This is a genomic window from Chryseobacterium sp. AG844, from assembly GCF_003182335.1.
Classification (GTDB): Bacteria; Bacteroidota; Bacteroidia; order Flavobacteriales; family Weeksellaceae; genus Chryseobacterium; species Chryseobacterium cupriresistens.
Genome location: NZ_QGTV01000015.1, coordinates 1 through 17,317 on the forward strand (window position 1 = coordinate 1; position 17,317 = coordinate 17,317).

The following is a 17,317-nucleotide window of genomic DNA, read 5'->3' on the forward strand; positions in this document are numbered from 1 at the left end:
GGCATCCGGGTATTACAACCCTGTGGATTGGACTCAAATGTTTTAAAGATATAGCCAAAGCTTACAAAATCTTTAAAGATCTGTCCACACGATAGCTTCATGAAGGGGCTATACCCCCTTGGGTAAGGGGGTAGACGGACTTAGATAAGGGGCTCCACCTACTTATATAAGAGGGTAGAGACCGTTGTCCAAAGGGGTGGAGACGGTTATTATACAACCTGGAGGAGGTTAGGGAAGGAGGTAAGAATCATGCGTACTATTTATCTGGCTTCATCAGTGGCGCAGCCACCATTCCTTTGCTTCCTCCAATCATCAATTCGAATCAATAAAACCTTTGCATTTTAAAATATTCTGTATCTTCAAATGCAATGGCTTATTATTTTGTTTTAAACGCAAGGTCGCAAAGTTTTCAATATTGATATGTTTTGTAAGGCGCAAGAAAATCAAAGATTTTCAGCAAGGAAATTAGGGTAGGTCATCAGCAATTTTATCGGAGATAAAATCTTTGCGCCTTAAACAGTGTCCTTATGATGAGAGCTTGCGTCTTTGCGATTTCCAACCAAAAATAAGCAGATGGATCATCACAAAAAAAGCACGTTTTCACGTGCTCATGTTGAGAGAGGATGTATTGAATGTAACACTATTTTACTTAGAAGATGTATCAGGATCTGCTGAGGACGGAGGAACCTGAGTTTGCTGAGGAGTTTGTGCCGTCACAAAAAACTGCTTCATATCATCATAAATAACATTAGTCCCCGGTACATTCTCTTCGGAAAGGTATCTGATGCTTCGGTAGAAACTGATGGCGTTATGATAGTTATCGTGATCCAGCAATACCTTGGTGTCTGAAAGCTGTTCTGTTAAAGAATCCAGCTGTTGCAGCCTTTGTTCGATCTGTTCTCTGGCGATATAATCTTTATCGAATTCTGCTTTATCGAGGAAGTTAGGAACATATTGGGCATATTGTTCCATGTAGATTTTGGCTTTATTGACGAAAAGTTTGTTCTGTTCGGCAATTCTTCCGTATTGCTGTCGATGATCCGGAGTAAGGTTGATGGTTTTTCCCAACAGTACAGACTGGATGTCCTGAATTGCTTTATCAATAGTTTGTAAATCGCTTTCTGAAAAGCTTACACTGATTAAATTGTCTAGTGCCATAATATTGTGTTTTTTTGGTTTGTAGGATCAAATATAGGGAGTGCCAGGCATAGAAAAATACAGGGATATAAGATTTTCAGAGCATGTTCGTCAGAAAGTGAAAACCAGATAACAGGGTTTGTTTTTTCTGACTTTTTGATGAAAAAAAGCGGCCATAAAAACGGAAATGGCGAAATAGGGGAGAAAGACCGTTTCACGGTATCAGGATGAAGAACAGAGATTGTAATTAAGCTGTTTTTTAAGGGGCATTTTTATAAATATTTTTCTATATTTAAACCTCATAAATGTTGATTTATCATGGAACATACAATACATCAGGGACGCAATGTAAAACGATTCAGAGAAATGCTGGGCATCAAGCAGGAAGCATTGGCTCTTGACCTTGGGGACGACTGGAACCAGAAGAAAGTTTCTCTGCTGGAACAGAAAGAAATTATTGAAGATCCTCTACTGAAAAGAATTTCTGAAGTATTGAAAATTCCTGTGGAAGCTTTTCAGAATTTTGATGAGGAGCAGGCGGTGAATATTATTTCTAATACGTTTACAGCCAGTGATAATGCTACAGGTTTTATGTATAATCATTATCCTACATTTAATCCAATAGATAAAATTGTAGAATTATATGATGAAAAGGTTGCTCTTTATGAAAGGATGCTGAAGGAGAAGGATGAGATGATGGGGAGATTGGAGAGGTTGATTGAGAAGAAGTAATTTAAGATATTATAAAAGGTTCAGCATATGCTGAACCTTTTTATTTTTAATTTAAATGAAGACTTTCTTGTCTGCTTACAAAGCTGCTTACAGTCAGTCTGTGTACACCTAGGATTCTTCCGATTGCAGAGTACGATACTTTTTTATCCAGAAGCTCCTGAATTTTCTTTTCTTGTCCTGTAAGTTTAGTTTTTGAAGATTTGCTTCCTCTGGGTCTGCCTAATATAACTCCTTCCGCCCGTTTTCTTGCCAATGCTTCTTTAGTTCTTTGAGAAATTAAATTTCTTTCAATCTCTGCGGAAAGTCCAAAAGCAAAAGCTAGTACTTTAGAGCTAATATCACTTCCCAGCCGATAATTATCTTTGATCGTCCAAACTTGTATATCCCGATTCATGCATTCATTAAGAATCCCCATAATCATTAATAGATTTCTTCCTAGTCTGGAAAGCTCAGAGCAAATAAGAATATCTCCCTTCTTCATCTTTTTTAAAAGCTTACCTAGCTTTCTGTCATCTACATTTTTTGCACCAGAGATCGTTTCTTCAATCCATTTGTCTACTATAGTTTCTTGATGCTGGCAAAATTGATTGATTTCAAACCGTTGGTTCTCTACTGTTTGTTTGTCTGTACTTACTCTGATGTATCCGTAAATCATTGTATTTGTTGTTAAAAATTATTTATTATTTAATTTAAACAAAAACTATCATAAATAAAACATAGTATTATTTTAATCAACAATAATAAAACTGTATGAACCTGTTGTAAAACTGCATAATTATAACGACCATTATTAAGAGGGCGAGATATTAAGCGCTATTCTTATGAATTTGCTGATTTATATTTAATTACAACATTTCCAAGCCTTAAAATTGATATAGAACAATATCCTTCTGTAAAACAACATCTTATATCATTTGGATATCATAGATTAAAACAATCAGGAGATAAAGGTTCTCGTAAAAAAACTAATAATCAATGGTTTGAGACACAAGATAGCATAGGTTATATGGAGGATTTCTTTAGACCAAAAATAATTTATCCTAATATGACAAAATTCCTTCCATTTATTTATGATGATGAAGAATTTGTAACAAATCAAAAATGCTTTATCATCACAGGTTTAAATATTGAATTTTTAACAGCGTTTTTAAATTCATCAGTATTTAAATATTGTTTTAGAGATAAATTCCCAGAACTACAAGGCGGTACCAGAGAATTAAGTAAGATTTTTTTTGATAAAATTCCTGTTATTAAGGTTTCAGAAAGTATTAATAATCAATTTAAAGATATAGTTAGTAATATTCAGAAATTTAAACGTATTGGACAGGATACAAAAGATTTAGAGTTAAAGGTTGATCATATAATTTTTGATTTATATGATTTAACAAAGTTTGAGAGAGAAGAAATTGGATTTATTGAGATTCAATAAAATCTATTTCTTCTTTCGTTAACCCAATTTGAGAATAAATAATTTGATTTATTTGAAACTCGTAATTATCAGTAGAAACAGAATTATCATTTAATATGATGTCTATAAGATCTTCAATCTTTTTTAAATCTTGAGAATTCGGAATTGGGATTAATAGAGGTTCAATTGCTTGAACACTAATTAATAAATCTCCTGTACCTGTTTTGGGAGCTTCTTTCATAAGGTATTTTCCAAATTTAGAGTTTAGTATACCTACTAAATACTTAATATGGTTACCAACAGCAAAACATGTACTATCTAAAGCTAAGGAACCTGATTTATCAAATGAAAATCTTAAAATTGAACCGATACGTTTCCAGACTATTTTATGTCTAAAGAAATCCTCCATATAAGCACAGTTCCTTAAATTATATGGAGTACAACCCTTATCCAAGCGTTTTTCTAAAATCGGTAAAAACTTGTCCAAATGTTTTTTTACTGCCATAAAATCTTCAATATTTATCGGATTGACACCCTTTTCTTTGATTCCATTATGTACATTAATTAACCATAAATCTTCAAAATTATAATTGTATTTTTTTATATCTCTGCCGCGTAAAATAGGTCGAATGATTTCGGCAGATTTTGGATCTTCAGCAATAAGTTCATCTTTCTTTTTCCCATCTATTATAAATGCATCATTATAACCTGTTAAAATTCCACGATAAATCTTGATATCCCAAGAACTTAATGGAACTCCAACTGTCTCAATTTTAGCTTTTATGCTTTGTTCAATTTCACTTAGAATGACCCAACTTTCAGAACTTAAAAAAGAAATATTTTCAGCATTCTGTCTAAAATAATCACTCAAATTTTTTAACTCCTTTTCTTTTACGATGCAAGCTAAAGTTTGTTGTTTATTTTTATCCCTTGAAAACATCAAAATATTAGTATCCACAGTAGCAGTATCAAATATTTGAGTCCCTCCAAAATCTATTAAGATTTCGGGGTTAGTTTTGTCTATAAAAAACTTTCTGAGGCTTTCACCATAGGCTGCCCGCATCCATTTGTTAGAAGTGATAAATGTGAGAAGCCCTTTTTCTCTCAATACTTTATACCCTAATTCATAAAATAGGCTATAAATATCTCCTGTTCTGGCAAAAGTTTCATACCCTAATTTTTGTAATACATCGCTTGCTTCTCCCATTTTCTGTAGCTGGATATAAGGAGGATTCCCGATAATGACATCAAAACCAATGAAGTTACCATCATTATCCAGTACTTCAGGAAATTCAAAACGCCATTCAAATGCATTGCGATAAATAATATTATTTAGAATTTCTTCTTTTTGCTTTTTAGCTTGTTCAGCCTTTAATTTAAGTTTTTTGAGTTTATCTTTTTCTGCTTTTTTTATTGTTTCTCCGAAAGCAATTAAGTTGTTTTGTCTTTGTTCTTCATTTTGGTATTCACCCAATGCTTTAGAAAATTTCTCTTTTTCTTTGTTGTCGAGACTAGACTTGAGATTGTTTTTAATAGTACTGATAATATCTTCAATCTCTCTCTTTTTAGCTTTGGATTTAGTTGTCTTATAGTCTTTTACAGCTTGCTTATAATCTTCAACCGAAAACGTAATTTCTTTGCTTTTAAAAGCACTTTTTAAACTGTCATTCAATGCAAACTTATTAATCAATGAGTTTCCACATTTAATATTGATGTCAATATTGGGTAGTGTCTGCAATTCTCCTTCATCTGTATAATAGGCATTTTTAAGGAGTTCAATCCACAATCTCAGTCTGCATATATTTACTGAGTTCGGGTTAATATCTACTCCAAACAAGCAGTTTTCAATAAGAGTTTCTTTTTCATGAAAAATTGCTTTTTGGATTTTTAAACTTTGTGGGTCTTTACGGTTATAGCTGAACAAATCTCCATCAGCATCAGAAATATAAATTTCATCATTATCAATTTCTATTGTACATGGTAGCTTTGTTCCTTCTTCATCACCTAAAATTCCTAATTCGCTTTTAATGACAATCATTTCATTAAGAGCAGAAACAAGGAAATGTCCCGATCCTACTGCTGGATCGCAGATTCTGATAGAGTTAACTACTTCATTGAATTTTTTACGATCTTCTTTCTTGAAAAAAGTATTGCAATAATCAATAACATCTTCAAATGTTTCAATGGTTTCTGTAATTTCTTCTTTAAATTTTTGAACTACAGATTTTCTCAATGTTTCTCTACACATAAACATGGTAATAGTACCCGGAGTATAGAAAGATCCATCTTTATAACCATTGATTTTTTCAAAAATTAATCCCAAAACAGAGGCATTAATTAATGTTTTATTTTGTTGCTTATCATTAATTTCAACAGATGCATCCGCGGAAAAATCATAAGCATCTAAAAATTTAAATAGATATTCTAAAGTATTAAGCTTTCCAGTTTGTTTTTTTCCATTAGAATTTTTTAATACTGTAGATGAATAAACCTCCATTTCTTCATCCATCAATGCTGTAATGTCAAAGGTAAGATCTTCAAGCTCACTCTTTTCAAATAAGCTACTGTTTAGATAAGGAATATATTTAAATTTTTCTGCGTATCGTTGGTGACGTTCTTTTATTGGTTTTGCTAATGCCGAGAAGAACATTTCATTCAGTGCGTCAAAGCCAGGAATAAATTCTGAATTTAAAAATTTATATTCTGGTGAATCATTATTGTAACTTCTCAATTGGGATTCCAGTAACTTTAAGAAAAGAATTCTGTTAACCCATGTCAGACAAAGTTCTAACCCAACGGTAAACGATTTTTCTTCACTGTTAGGAATATTTTTAACCTTGATAAGATAATCTTTATCTTCAAGGGTAAAAATTGCATTCTCTATCAAAGGGCCATAATCTGCTTCTTTATTCTTTTTTCTTTGGATAATTTTTTTACCACTTTCTTTTACTTCTTCAAGCCCAATGATGTGAAGTAATTCATTATAAAAAACTTTATTAAGTTGATTACTGTCATTACCAAAGCTTTTTCCTAGTAAATGAACATCAGAGAATAACTTATAAATATTAACAAGCTCTTTGTCTTTGAATTTTGAAACTTCTTTATTTCTAAAATCAAGATAAACAAACGGAAGAGTATCTTCTACCTGTTCTATATATTTCTTTGCTATTTCATTATAGAAAAGTTCGTTCTTTATGGTGTCTTTTAGACCATCTCTAAACGCTTTGTATTCTTTAATTAATTCACTGTTTTTATAAAATAAGTTGTAGAAATCACTTGCATTGAAAAAGAACCATTCAAAACCATTGGTTATAATAAGGTGCTTAATATTGTTGTTCTTATAATCAACTCTTTCTCTAAGGTAATACAACAGCATTTCCTGAAATGCCTTTTTATTAAGTTGTTTTTCTGTCGGGAATTCAGCTCTGTTACTAGGTTTTTTGGCTTCTATTAAAACTCCCACGTCAGAAGTTGCATCTTTACCTAAATAAATTGCCAGATCAATTCTTTCCTTTGTATTTATTTCATTTTCAGAATAGAAAGTAGATGAAAGGAATTTCGATATTGGAGATTTTAAATGCTCTTCACTTTCATTTCTGCTGTCAACTAAATTAATAGCATTGATACAGTCCTGAAGTTTCACTGAAAAATCATCAATATCAGCTCTAAAAGGTTTAAATTTTTTATATGCAGGATTTAATGCTTTCTGAGGTTCGAGTTTATTAATTTTCATGTATTATTGTCTAATAAAAGAGGGGATTAATTTAGACAAAAATGTGGTACAAAACAAACGGGAAACCTTTATGTATTGATAAAATATTTGATTAATAAATAAAAATGTCAGGGTTATTCATATTGGTATCTTCAATCTCAGTATAAATATAATGAGAGATAAAGTCATTACTAATGCAGAGGAAATGCTGAGATGTCATAATTTAATTTCCAAACTTCTTCACCCTAATCACCTTCTCCCTTACCTTAATCACAAAAGGCTCCAGTTGTACTATTTTCCCGGCTTCCACTTTAAAAGTATCAGTAGAGCGTTCGCAATAGGTATTGGATGGCAGAGAGTTTTTGTTTAGTTCAATCCTGTAATTTCCGGAGGGCAGGAAGGAGGCAAATTCCCCGTTATCATCGGTGATGATATGATGTACTAACTGTTCGTTGCGGTAAATATTGAATAGAACACCTCCGACTTTGGGCGTGAAATCTACTGCGGTTTTGGAATCAAAGTCGTAAGTTATTTTTCCCTGGGTCGTTCCGTTTTGATGAAGAGGGATCTCAAAAGAGTAGTGGTGCTTGTCTACGGTAAATTCGGTTTCATCGTAATACCAGCCTTGCTGGATGACCTGTTTCAGGGCATACTTTCCATAAGGGATAGAACGGTAGCTGATAGAACCTGATGGATCGGTTTTAAATGAAATATTGTTGAGCATAATGAGATAGCCTGCTGCTTCTTTATCGCCTTCATCATAGATATTATTTTCGTTCAGGTCATAATAGACAAATGCTTTGATGTCTCCTTTTTTACCCGGATCAAGGGTGCTGTTTCTAAGGTTGACGGTCACACCGGCTTCCACGGTCAACAGATTATTGGTGAAGCTTCCGGCAGTATAACTGAAGTAGGAAGAGTTCAGATATAGAGCGTACTTTTCCCTTGAATACTTCAGGTTCATAAAGCCGGAAGGCGATTTTCCGTACAGAACATCATCCGTATAAGAAACCCCTGAGGTGACATTCAGCTGACGGTTGAAGAAGTTTTTATTCACAAAAGCAGAAACAGAAAGTTTTTCGTAGGGAGTGCTCTGGTTCATCATTTTTGAAAAAGCATATTCGGAAAGGAAATAACTTCCGTGCTGATAGATCCCGTTCACGGTAAGCCATTTGTAGCTGTAAGTTCCGCTTGCCTTCATCTGAAACTGCTGTTTGTCGTTGTCCGGATATTGAACCAATCCTGTCTCCATGCTTAAGATAGAGGAGTGTTGCTTATCAGGGCTCAGCCAGGTAAGGTATTCCGTAAAACGTTGTGCCTTCAGCTGTTTCGTGTTTTTGTAAGGCTGAGCATTGAAGAAATTATTATAAGAGTTGGAGTTTTCTTCCTGATACTGGTAGCCAAGTCCCATCCCGAAATTCCCTTTTTTAGGGAAGTTGATTCCTGTATCCAGTCTTAGATTGCTTGAATTCAGGGTGTTGTCGTAAAAGTAGAACTTGGGTGAAAAATGGGAAGCCGTAATGTTGGCATACACATTATGGTCTTTGAAAATCATGGTAGAGAAATTCTGCTGAATCTGCAAAATTCCCCTTCTGTTTCCGGGATAATAGTCTGTGCTGTAGAAATAATTTCCGTTCAGATTGACCTTTTTGATCATTCCTGAATATTGGGATTCCAAAGCTAAAGAAGGCTTGGAGGACTGGTTATTTTCGTAGAAACTCAGTCCGCCATACATTTTGGTGTTGGTTCTCCAGTCTTTGCCGAAAGCATACTGAAGGTCTGTTCCGGCTACATGATGTCTGGCTTTTTCATAAGGATCGTCCCTGAAAATATACGTTCCAGAGATATTACGGGAAGCGTTTTGAGCCCCAAGGGTTCCTCTGGTGTAAAATCCATAACCATATTTCAGAAAAGAATTTCTTTCGATCAGGCTGTAGGTCTGGTCTACGAAACCTGCTTCAATTTTTTTGTCTTTATCCGGAGAAGTGTAGGCATATTCGAGCCCTCTTCCGAATAGGGAAAGTTCCAGTAATTTATTGATGTTTCCGATGGTGAATTCACTGTTTTCCCTGTGATAGGTCAGATAGGTATTGTTGACAATGGGATCGCTCTGGTTCTTCATGGTATAGATATTTCCCCGGATGAAAATATATCCTGAAGGGAGGTTGAAACCTCCGGAACCTACCAATTGATACATGTCCAGGTTTTCTCCGGCATGCCTGTAACTTGCCGTGATGGTGTTCCTGGTAAAGTTGGAAAAAGCGGTGGATTCCATATCTTCATAACGTTGTACCGAAGAAACATTTTGCACAGATACCGTAGTGTTGCCGAATATCTCTCTGTCCGGCTCTCTGAAACCTGCAATATTAACGGAAATCTGAGTGCTTCGGGATCTGATTCTGGAAGGCAGAAAACGGAACACAAAGACTGAATCTTTCTGCACGCCAATACTTCCTGTTTTCTCTATAAAAGCATTTCCCTGCTCAGCTTCCGGAATTTTAAAGACAACCGTTACATGCTGCTTTCTGTTCCCAAGATTGGAAACTCTTGCCCTTACTTCTACCGAATCGGTAGCCTTATTCACATGAATAAGTGGGTTTTCTGCCGTGATGCGCATGGCATTGTTTTCAGTAACGGTGTAAGGTATTTCTTTTTCCGCCATTGTTTTATTCTGCTGGTCAGAAAGACGGAAACCCAGACGTGATTCTCCTGAAACGGCATTATTGCTGACCACGATCTTTACCGGAATGAAAAGATGTTCACCGGATTTCATTTCGACCTGAAGACTGTTGCCCGAAATATTCCTGAAACCTTGAGGAATCGTAATGTTTATTTTTCCTTTGAAATCATTTGTGCTTTGATTGTCAAGGACAATGATCAGATCCAGAATGCCTGTTTTATCTGTTCTGGATTCATTACGGATATCAAGACTTATCCCGGAACTGCTTTGCGCCGGAATCCATATCTGAAACGAAATCAAAAAAATGAAAAAGATTTTTTTGAACAGGTCTTGAAGCATGGTTATTGGGGGATAATCTCGTATTGAAGGGTGGTGGAATATTCTTCCGATTTGGCATTAATCAGTCTTTCATCATTGGCTTTGGTGGAATATCGGATATCGTAATACAGGCTGGAGTTTCCCGTGGAGCCTCCTGTCGCAATAAGCTGTGGAGAAGCACTCAGCAGGATAGGATATACATTCCCATTGTTTCCGGAAACGGGGATGAGATTCATTTTTACGGTTCCTAAAGCAATGTAGTTTCCGGCTGGAGAGCTGAACTGCCCCTGAAGAGAACGTAATTTGATCTGGTAATTGGTATTGCTTTTTACAATCAGTCCATTGGAATAAGTGACACTTACTCCGTTGACATAATCCGGCATACTTTTGAATTCCAGTGATCCGTTGACCGCTTTTGCAGAAAACTGAAGCGACATTTCAGGGACATCGGTCGGAGTTCCGCTGAGCGTTCCGATGTGAATCTGAAAATTATGATCAGCCCTGCCAATAATATTGTTGTACCGGTCATACGCCGTAAACTGTACCGGAACATTAAATCGGGTCCAGGAAGGGTAGCTTCCAAGATAGGATCCTCCCATAACGGTCAGGCTGTATTTTACCTGCAGGTTATAATAGCCGTTGGGCTGTGGCGGCTGATTGTACAGTGCTGCATTGGACTGTGGAATTAAAAAGATTTCCTGGTTGGCCTGAAGAAAAGTATTCAACGGCATTCCGATCTGAGGAATCGTGGGTACAGGTCCCGGATAAGCCTGTCCTGAAGTGGAAACCGGTTGAAATGATATTTTGTTGGCAGGCATTGTATAATTTCCGTCCGTAGAAGTGATAGGCTGCTTCAGCTTCATGGATATTTTCCAGTAAGGAATATTAAATGCGCCGTTACCGGCCAGGGTAAAGGTGTATGCATCCGGATTGGTATTTCCGCTGTAGGAATTAATCTGCAGGTAACTGTTCACCCATGAGTTGTAATTGATCTGTGAGAAGCAGTTCAGGGAAATCAACAGAAAGAAACAGAAGAGTTTTTGACTATTCATAGCTGAAACTTAATTCTCCCAATTCCAGATTGTTGTTGTCTCCATAATCAATCATTACAGAAGCGGTGTACTTTCCTTTTTCAAGGCTTGCCGGAAGAGGGATATTCATCTCTCTTTTGTTTCCGGGCATGGAGTAAAAGATAACGGGATCCAGTGATACTTTTTTTCCGGTTTGGGTATTCACAAAGTCAGTGTATATTTTTCCGTCGCCCCATATATCGCCCTGATTTTCAAAAAAGAGGTTGACTGTATTGGTTGTTTTTCCGTATACCAGATTCTGGATTTCAAGTTTTTTCGTTTTGGCGGCAGGCAGCTTGTGGAATAATTTGATTCCTGAGCGGATGCTTACCTTGATATTGGCGCCTTTATGATCCACATCATCTACCGGATTCATCTGGCTTACATATAAAACGGCCGTATGGGCAGCCAGTTGGTCTGAAAGTGCATTAGGAACCGTAATGGTAACCTCAATATCTTTTTTTTCTCCCGGAGCCAGCGTAAAGTAATTATCTTCCTTTTTGACCGAAACCCAACTTGCGCAGGAAGCGGGAAGGGTATTGGCGGGATAGGTTACATTCTCACCTTTTTTGTCATACTCCCAGTCTCCAAGGCTTACCGCAAGGTCCAGAGAGTTCTTGGCACTTACATTCGTTACCGTTATTGTCTGGGTATTGCTGTTTCCGTTTCCCGATTCAAAATACAGTCTTGGCGGTGAAACCGAAACTCCTGTTTGTGCGTATCCATGAAAAGATGATAGGAAAAGAAGACTGAAAAGGAAAAGAGAGAGTCTGCTCATGAAGGAGATTAGTTTTTAAATGTTGATAAAGTGCTGGGGTAGGTACAACACTTTATCATTACATAATGATAGCTATTATTGAGAAATAATCGTATACGTCAGCTCAGTAGTGTATACGGTAGGATCTTGTCCTGCGATATAGTTATCCAGGTAAGTATTAGCTCCTGCACCTTTATATTCAATATTGATTTTTTTGTCTACCCCTCCGGTAGAAGAAGTTACCAAAGTAGCTTCGTTAGCTGATAAATGTACATTCTGAGCATATTGAGCGCCGTTTACAGCTTCAGAGCCTGCGCTTGCAATAATCTGGATCGTGTTAGCCTGGATGTTTTTACCTCCCTGCTGTAATACATCATTTCCACCTTTTACTTTTACCTGGAATCCTCCTGTGCTGTAAATGCTTAAGTGATCTGCGTTAAGAGAAGATACACCGTCAGCATAGTCATCTTTAGTTACGTAGTCTAAATTAACGATTTTTTGAGCGTTGTTAACAACAAGAGTTTGGATAGGCTTCAGTCTTACATTCAGCGTTACATTCTGTTGTGCTTGTAATGTTGAGAATCCCAGGATAGCAAAAGAAGCTAAGATCAAATTTTTCATAAGGTTAAGGATGTTTTTTTGTATTAATTGTTTTTAAAATTGCGGTTGCAAAGGTAAATACAAAGAACATCATGGTCTTTGTGAAAAAATACTTATTATTTGTGAATTTTTACGGAGAAATAAGCGCGCACTAATAAATGCCTTTTGTGAATAATTACACAAAAAGTATAGTTTAAATGCTGATAAAATCACCATAAAGTAAAAAGAATGTTTAATTAATCTTAAACATTAATTTTACTTAATATATAGGGAATGAATAAATTGCAGAATTGTTATTCTCTGCATAGTAATTTTTTTAATCCTTGCTTTATTTTTTACTGAGAAATTAGAGTTAATGTTAAAAAATTTTGCTCGTCACTGCTGTTGGAGCTTAAATCTTCCATTGCATTTTCTAACTCATGATCGATGATATATCTCTCCTGAACCACTCCTTTGTGATGGCTGATGAGAGGATAATCACCAGATCTTTCCCTGTTGCTTTCGGAAGTACCGGACGTATCACGATCTTCATCATATTCTGCTTTCAGCTGAAATCCGGACGGACTTGAGATGGTTACAGACTGAACTTCCCGGAAGGAAGACTCGCTCCCTTCGTCCGAAAATCCTGTGCCTACAGCAAGCATCTGTACAGGATAAAGCCTAACGTTAAGCCTCAAACCGTCTGCTGCCTGTGCAAATGATTTTGTAAAAGCAAAATAAAGCAAAATGAATAAAATATACTTTGCAAGCATATAACCTATATTTTTCCCCAAAAGGTTACTTATGTAAATATACAAATTATTTCATTTCGGAGGGATTTTTTCCCGTATGTTTTTTAATAAAATTAGTAAAGTTTCCTTCATTGCTGAAACCCAGATCATAAGATATTTCAGAGATGGTGGAGTTTGAGAAACGCAGGGCTTTTTTGCATTCGATAATGAGCTTTTCAATGATGATGTGTTTAGCTGTTTTGCCCAGTACATATTCTGTCATCTCGGTCAGTTTCCTTGATGAGATATTAAGTTCTTCGGCGTAATAAGCCACTTTTTTTGCCTTTTTATAGTCTCTTTGCAACAGAACTTTGAACCGGTTGACATAATACATATAGTCAAATTTGATTTCTTTTTTGATTTCTTCAGTGGGAATATGCAGAAGGGCATCCAGCATCAGTCGTTCTATAGCATTATGGGCAGCCGCTATATATAAGCTTTCATCTTTTTTCCTAAAACTTTCCATCCGCTCCAGAAAAACCACTCTCATCTGTTCTACATTCAGGAAAGGTGCTATAAATATGTCGGAATTATAATTATAAAAAAGCTGAGAATTGATAAAAAGACTGTCTTTGGTTGATCTTTCATAAAAACTGGATGAAAAAGCAATTGAATACACATCTGATCTTTTGGTTTCACCAAAAACTATTTTCTTTTGCGGCCCTACGAAGGCAATACTTCCTCTTTTTAAAGGGTATGGAACATTCTCTACCGTTAGCTGGATATTTTCCAGAATAATATAAATACAAAAATATTCCAGGGTATTGAATTCTCTTTTGTTGTTATTTCGGGCGATAATAAAATCTAAACGATTGATACTGAATCCTATATTTTTTAACTGATCCGTGATTTTGTACATACATTATTAACCATTCTGTTCAAGAAAAATTCTTGTAAATTATTATATAAATATAAAAAATTTACCAAATAGTAAGTTTTAAAGGAAAAAATTAAGTTGAGCATCCATGAAAATACCCGGTGACCGTCTGATCAACCGGGTATTGTTATATTTTTTTTTCATTGTTAATTCAATGATAGACAATGATGTATGTTTTGTATTGGGAAATTATGTGTTTAAATCAGCTGGGACTGATGTTACTTTGCACATCCATTTTCTTAACCTCCATACGGGTAAGTATACAAAAACCACAGACAGAATTCCGGCCAGCGTTCCCACCACAACAGCCATTGCCGTTGCATCCAGTTTGTAATCTTTTGAAAAATTATACTGTCCTATAAACAGCAGCGACAATACCAATAATCCCGTAATCAATCCATGTAGGATGCTCAGTCTGGTCATCAGCTTTTTGATGTTGAGCTGCTCGTCTACTGTAAACTCTATGGCTTCCTGGCTGGCAGCATTCGTTACTCTTTTGATGATGTCTATGGTAAGAACCACCGGAAGGAAGATGGCCATCGGCAGGGTGAGACGGGCAAGATTTTGGGTTCCTGAAAAAAAATGGGTGTAGCCCAATTCCTTGAAACTGGCGTAAGCAATAATGAAATTAAAAAACACATTCGGAAGGACGTAATAAATCGTACGCTTTATGAGAAAGCGTTTGAGGGTGGTTTTCTTTATCAGTCTGGGCTTCGGAGGCTTTATTTTAAATTTCATAAAGAAGTTGTCAATAGCTCAATGGCTTTATCTTTTATCAGATGAGCTTCCTCTTTGGGAAGAAAATTTTCATTGGACATGAAGGTGAAGTCCATCTGCTGGTTGTACGTACTGGTGACTAAGGTATTTGAGTTCAGCCATGGGAAAGCCACGGTAGGACTAAAAATCGTTTTCAGGCTGAAGTTTTTATAATTATTCGGGATATTGATCTTGCCCATATTGGATAATGTAATGTCATGTCCGCCTTCGCTGGATTTCAGCATATTGATCATCCGCCCTACAACAGGATGCATATGTTCTCCCATCCACAGGAGCTCACGGGCTTCCATTTTATTGATTTTCGCAGTAAGGTCTTTTTTGATCAGCCTGGCATTGTCCATCACATCATTGCTGTTTTTCCTGATGGAAAGCTCCACGGTTGGGGCAAAAGCAAATAAATGATCTTCTTTAATTTCCGGAATAAAATGACGCACATCTACCGGGCTGATCACTTTACCTTTGGCACGGTCTCCCTGAACATCACGGAAGGCCTGCATCACGGAAGAACACAGCAAAGCATGCACAGAAATCTGGTTGGCTTTACATTTTTCAGTGATAAGCCTGGTTTCTTCCTGAGTCATTTTCCAGTGAATGGTATAGCTTTTTCCCTGGTTTCTTTTTTTACTTTTTCGCTGCATGGAAAAGAATATTCTGGCGAACAGAAGGTAAAGGCCGGCCTTATATTTTTTGATTGCTGTATTAAAATCCGAAGGCAGAAAATCATCAACAGATTCAAAAGCAGCATAAGGAATTAATGGAGCATAAGGATTGTCCAGCAAACTCAGGAGTTCACGCAGTAAGGTTACTCCGGTGGTTCCATCGGATATGCAGTGAGGCATGACCCAAAGGATTTCGGAAGTATCCTGTCCTTTTACCCATACTACTTCGGCCAATGGTTTTTTGGGTGTTTCAAAAAGTTTAAACCATCCTTTTTCGGATTCTTTGAACCAGTCATCGTCTGTTGTACGTTCTACAATGCGAAGCGGAATAGGTTCAATATCTTTCTGTCCCATAAAATAAGGATAGTTTCCGATGTTATGATCAATATTCGTTCTTAGAATAGGATGCTTCTGCTGGATTCTTATTAAAGCCGCTTTAAAATTTTCTTCAGGAATTTCTCCCTTAATTCTTGCGGTATAAATACAATTTAAAGGTGTTTCCGGATCTACATACATGATCCTTTCCACCATCATTAAGGGTCTTTTGATCATGATACTGCCATTTGTTTTAGTTGAGAATGAATGATCCGCATTACCTCTTCACGAACTGCCAGTGCATCTGTGTAAGGTAAATATCCTTCGCTTCCCATGAATGAAAAATCCATTTCACCCCGGTACGTTGAGGTTACCATTGTAGTTGTATTTCCCAGCGGTCCGATTACTGACGGACTGAAAATCGTATCTACCGTAAACTCCTGGTACTCATGAGGAATCTGAATGCGTCCCAGATTGGAAAACATACAATCGTTGGAGGATTTTCCGTTCTTTAAAAGCTTTGTAAAATTCTTAAGCGCATCATGTCCGGATTCCATAACCATCATGGTGAGGTAAGGATTCAGCTTTGAGGTCTTCTGTTCCACAGATTTCTGCATGGCACGGAGATTATCCGTAAAGCTTAGCTTTTCGTCAGAAGAAACCACGATCATCAGCCCGAAAGCGAAAATATGATCTTCTTTGATCTGTCCTGCAAAACGTCTGATGTCTACCGGACAGGAAACTTTATTGAAGGACTTTTCTGCTCTTACTTTTTTAAATGCCTGCAATACCGCTGCACTCAAAAATGTATTGACTGTCACGCCCTGGGATTTACAGTAAGCGATTAATTCTTTGCTTACCGTTTCATCCAGCTTCCAGTTGATCAGGTAATCATTCTGTCTTTCCACAGCTTTTTTGCCTACCGGAATCCATTTGATGGCGGTAGCAGCCAGTCTTCCGATAAATCTGGCTTTCAGTTTCTGTCTGCGGCTGTTCAGAATGTTGGCCGGAACCACATCTTCGATCCCCAGGATAGGATTTTCTACCCCGATATCAGCAGCCGGATTGTCCAGTACGATGAGAAATTCTTTTAAAAAGGCCATTGCAGAACCACCATCGCAAAGACAATGGTGGAACGCAAACAGCATGTCAGAAACGTCTTCTCCTTTGATCCAGATAAATCGGATCAGGGGAAATTTTTCGTAGTTAAAGGTGGTGTTCCATTCTCTCCTGGATTCTTCCTGCCACTGATCTTCACTTTGTCTGGTGACGATTCTTACGGGGATAGAAACAGGTTTTTCAGGAACGTTAAACCAAGGAATATTTTTTTCATCATGGCTGATGAATGCTCTCAGCCAAGGGTGTTTGTTTTGAATCCGGGCCAGAGCCTGCTGGATCTCTTTTAAGGTAAAAGTTCCTCTCAGTCTGAACGGAATGACCGCGTTAAAAGGTTCTGTTCCGTCTCCCAGTAACATGCGCTCACCAAATAGCAATCTTCTTTTCAT

The 17,317-nt window shown here is 36.7% G+C and carries 13 protein-coding genes and 1 pseudogene; 2 read left to right on the plus strand and 12 right to left on the minus strand.

The features are described 5' to 3' along the window. Window positions 1-645: 645 nt before the first annotated feature. On the minus strand, window positions 646-1,158 hold the full coding sequence (locus DEU40_RS14750; RefSeq protein WP_110010530.1) for a hypothetical protein: 513 nt from the start codon (window positions 1,156-1,158) through the stop codon (window positions 646-648). 297 nt (window positions 1,159-1,455) lie between these two features. Here DEU40_RS14750 and DEU40_RS14760 point away from each other — a divergent pair, with 297 nt between their 5' ends. Beyond that, window positions 1,456-1,869 carry a helix-turn-helix domain-containing protein gene (locus tag DEU40_RS14760; RefSeq protein WP_110010532.1) on the plus strand — a complete coding sequence of 138 codons (414 nt, stop codon included), beginning with the start codon at window positions 1,456-1,458 and terminating at the stop codon, window positions 1,867-1,869. 46 nt (window positions 1,870-1,915) lie between these two features. Here the strand turns inward: DEU40_RS14760 and DEU40_RS14765 are convergent, their stop codons facing one another. Beyond that, window positions 1,916-2,524, minus strand: a complete 609-nt coding sequence (locus DEU40_RS14765; RefSeq protein WP_110010533.1) for a master DNA invertase Mpi family serine-type recombinase — start codon at window positions 2,522-2,524, stop codon at window positions 1,916-1,918. Between the two features lie 141 nt (window positions 2,525-2,665). Between DEU40_RS14765 and DEU40_RS14770 the strand changes: the two are divergent. Further along, window positions 2,666-3,298, plus strand: a pseudogene (locus DEU40_RS14770) (TaqI-like C-terminal specificity domain-containing protein); the annotation flags it as partial. On the opposite strand, the gene DEU40_RS14775 reads toward DEU40_RS14770, so the two are convergent. The 10 genes from DEU40_RS14775 to DEU40_RS14820 form a co-directional block, all read right to left on the minus strand. Beyond that, on the minus strand, window positions 3,282-7,010 hold the full coding sequence (locus tag DEU40_RS14775; RefSeq protein WP_110010535.1) for an Eco57I restriction-modification methylase domain-containing protein: 3,729 nt from the start codon (window positions 7,008-7,010) through the stop codon (window positions 3,282-3,284). The pseudogene DEU40_RS14770 and the gene DEU40_RS14775 overlap by 17 nt on opposite strands. A gap of 202 nt (window positions 7,011-7,212) precedes the next feature. Beyond that, entirely contained in the window at window positions 7,213-9,969 is a 2,757-nt protein-coding gene (locus tag DEU40_RS14780; protein WP_146207866.1) for a hypothetical protein, read from the minus strand. Window positions 9,970-10,010: 41 nt separating this feature from the next. Beyond that, on the minus strand, window positions 10,011-11,039 hold the full coding sequence (locus DEU40_RS14785; protein ID WP_110010537.1) for a hypothetical protein: 1,029 nt from the start codon (window positions 11,037-11,039) through the stop codon (window positions 10,011-10,013). Continuing rightward, the gene (locus DEU40_RS14790) at window positions 11,032-11,835 is read right to left on the minus strand and encodes a molecular chaperone (protein ID WP_110010538.1); all 804 of its coding nucleotides are present in this window, start codon (window positions 11,833-11,835) and stop codon (window positions 11,032-11,034) included. The genes DEU40_RS14785 and DEU40_RS14790 overlap by 8 nt, the downstream gene beginning before the upstream one ends. A gap of 75 nt (window positions 11,836-11,910) precedes the next feature. Then, window positions 11,911-12,435, minus strand: a complete 525-nt coding sequence (locus DEU40_RS14795; RefSeq protein WP_110010539.1) for a hypothetical protein — start codon at window positions 12,433-12,435, stop codon at window positions 11,911-11,913. 314 nt (window positions 12,436-12,749) lie between these two features. Then, on the minus strand, window positions 12,750-13,166 hold the full coding sequence (locus DEU40_RS14800; protein ID WP_110010540.1) for a hypothetical protein: 417 nt from the start codon (window positions 13,164-13,166) through the stop codon (window positions 12,750-12,752). A 46-nt stretch (window positions 13,167-13,212) separates the two neighbouring features. Then, complete coding sequence (locus tag DEU40_RS14805) at window positions 13,213-14,043, minus strand: helix-turn-helix domain-containing protein (RefSeq protein WP_110010541.1); 831 nt, start codon at window positions 14,041-14,043, stop codon at window positions 13,213-13,215. 207 nt (window positions 14,044-14,250) lie between these two features. After that, window positions 14,251-14,799 (minus strand): hypothetical protein, encoded by a 549-nt coding sequence (locus tag DEU40_RS14810; protein WP_110010542.1) that lies wholly within the window; start codon window positions 14,797-14,799, stop codon window positions 14,251-14,253. Beyond that, window positions 14,796-16,049, minus strand: a complete 1,254-nt coding sequence (locus DEU40_RS14815; protein ID WP_110010543.1) for a phthiocerol/phthiodiolone dimycocerosyl transferase family protein — start codon at window positions 16,047-16,049, stop codon at window positions 14,796-14,798. Before DEU40_RS14815 ends, DEU40_RS14810 begins: the two co-directional genes overlap by 4 nt. Further along, on the minus strand, window positions 16,046-17,317 hold the full coding sequence (locus tag DEU40_RS14820) for a condensation domain-containing protein (RefSeq protein ID WP_110010544.1): 1,272 nt from the start codon (window positions 17,315-17,317) through the stop codon (window positions 16,046-16,048). The genes DEU40_RS14815 and DEU40_RS14820 overlap by 4 nt, the downstream gene beginning before the upstream one ends.

Excerpts from the sequence above, each read along its gene's own strand:
- DEU40_RS14750 (WP_110010530.1), bottom strand. The coding sequence starts at position 1,158 with ATGGCACTAGACAATTTAATCAGTGTAAGCTTTTCAGAAAGCGATTTA.
- DEU40_RS14760 (WP_110010532.1), top strand. The coding sequence starts at position 1,456 with ATGGAACATACAATACATCAGGGACGCAATGTAAAACGATTCAGAGAA.
- DEU40_RS14765 (WP_110010533.1), bottom strand. The coding sequence starts at position 2,524 with ATGATTTACGGATACATCAGAGTAAGTACAGACAAACAAACAGTAGAG.
- DEU40_RS14775 (WP_110010535.1), bottom strand. The coding sequence starts at position 7,010 with ATGAAAATTAATAAACTCGAACCTCAGAAAGCATTAAATCCTGCATAT.
- DEU40_RS14785 (WP_110010537.1), bottom strand. The coding sequence starts at position 11,039 with ATGAATAGTCAAAAACTCTTCTGTTTCTTTCTGTTGATTTCCCTGAAC.
- DEU40_RS14790 (WP_110010538.1), bottom strand. The coding sequence starts at position 11,835 with ATGAGCAGACTCTCTCTTTTCCTTTTCAGTCTTCTTTTCCTATCATCT.
- DEU40_RS14795 (WP_110010539.1), bottom strand. The coding sequence starts at position 12,435 with ATGAAAAATTTGATCTTAGCTTCTTTTGCTATCCTGGGATTCTCAACA.
- DEU40_RS14800 (WP_110010540.1), bottom strand. The coding sequence starts at position 13,166 with ATGCTTGCAAAGTATATTTTATTCATTTTGCTTTATTTTGCTTTTACA.
- DEU40_RS14805 (WP_110010541.1), bottom strand. The coding sequence starts at position 14,043 with ATGTACAAAATCACGGATCAGTTAAAAAATATAGGATTCAGTATCAAT.
- DEU40_RS14810 (WP_110010542.1), bottom strand. The coding sequence starts at position 14,799 with ATGAAATTTAAAATAAAGCCTCCGAAGCCCAGACTGATAAAGAAAACC.
- DEU40_RS14815 (WP_110010543.1), bottom strand. The coding sequence starts at position 16,049 with ATGATCAAAAGACCCTTAATGATGGTGGAAAGGATCATGTATGTAGAT.
- DEU40_RS14820 (WP_110010544.1), bottom strand. The coding sequence starts at position 17,317 with ATGAAAAGAAGATTGCTATTTGGTGAGCGCATGTTACTGGGAGACGGA.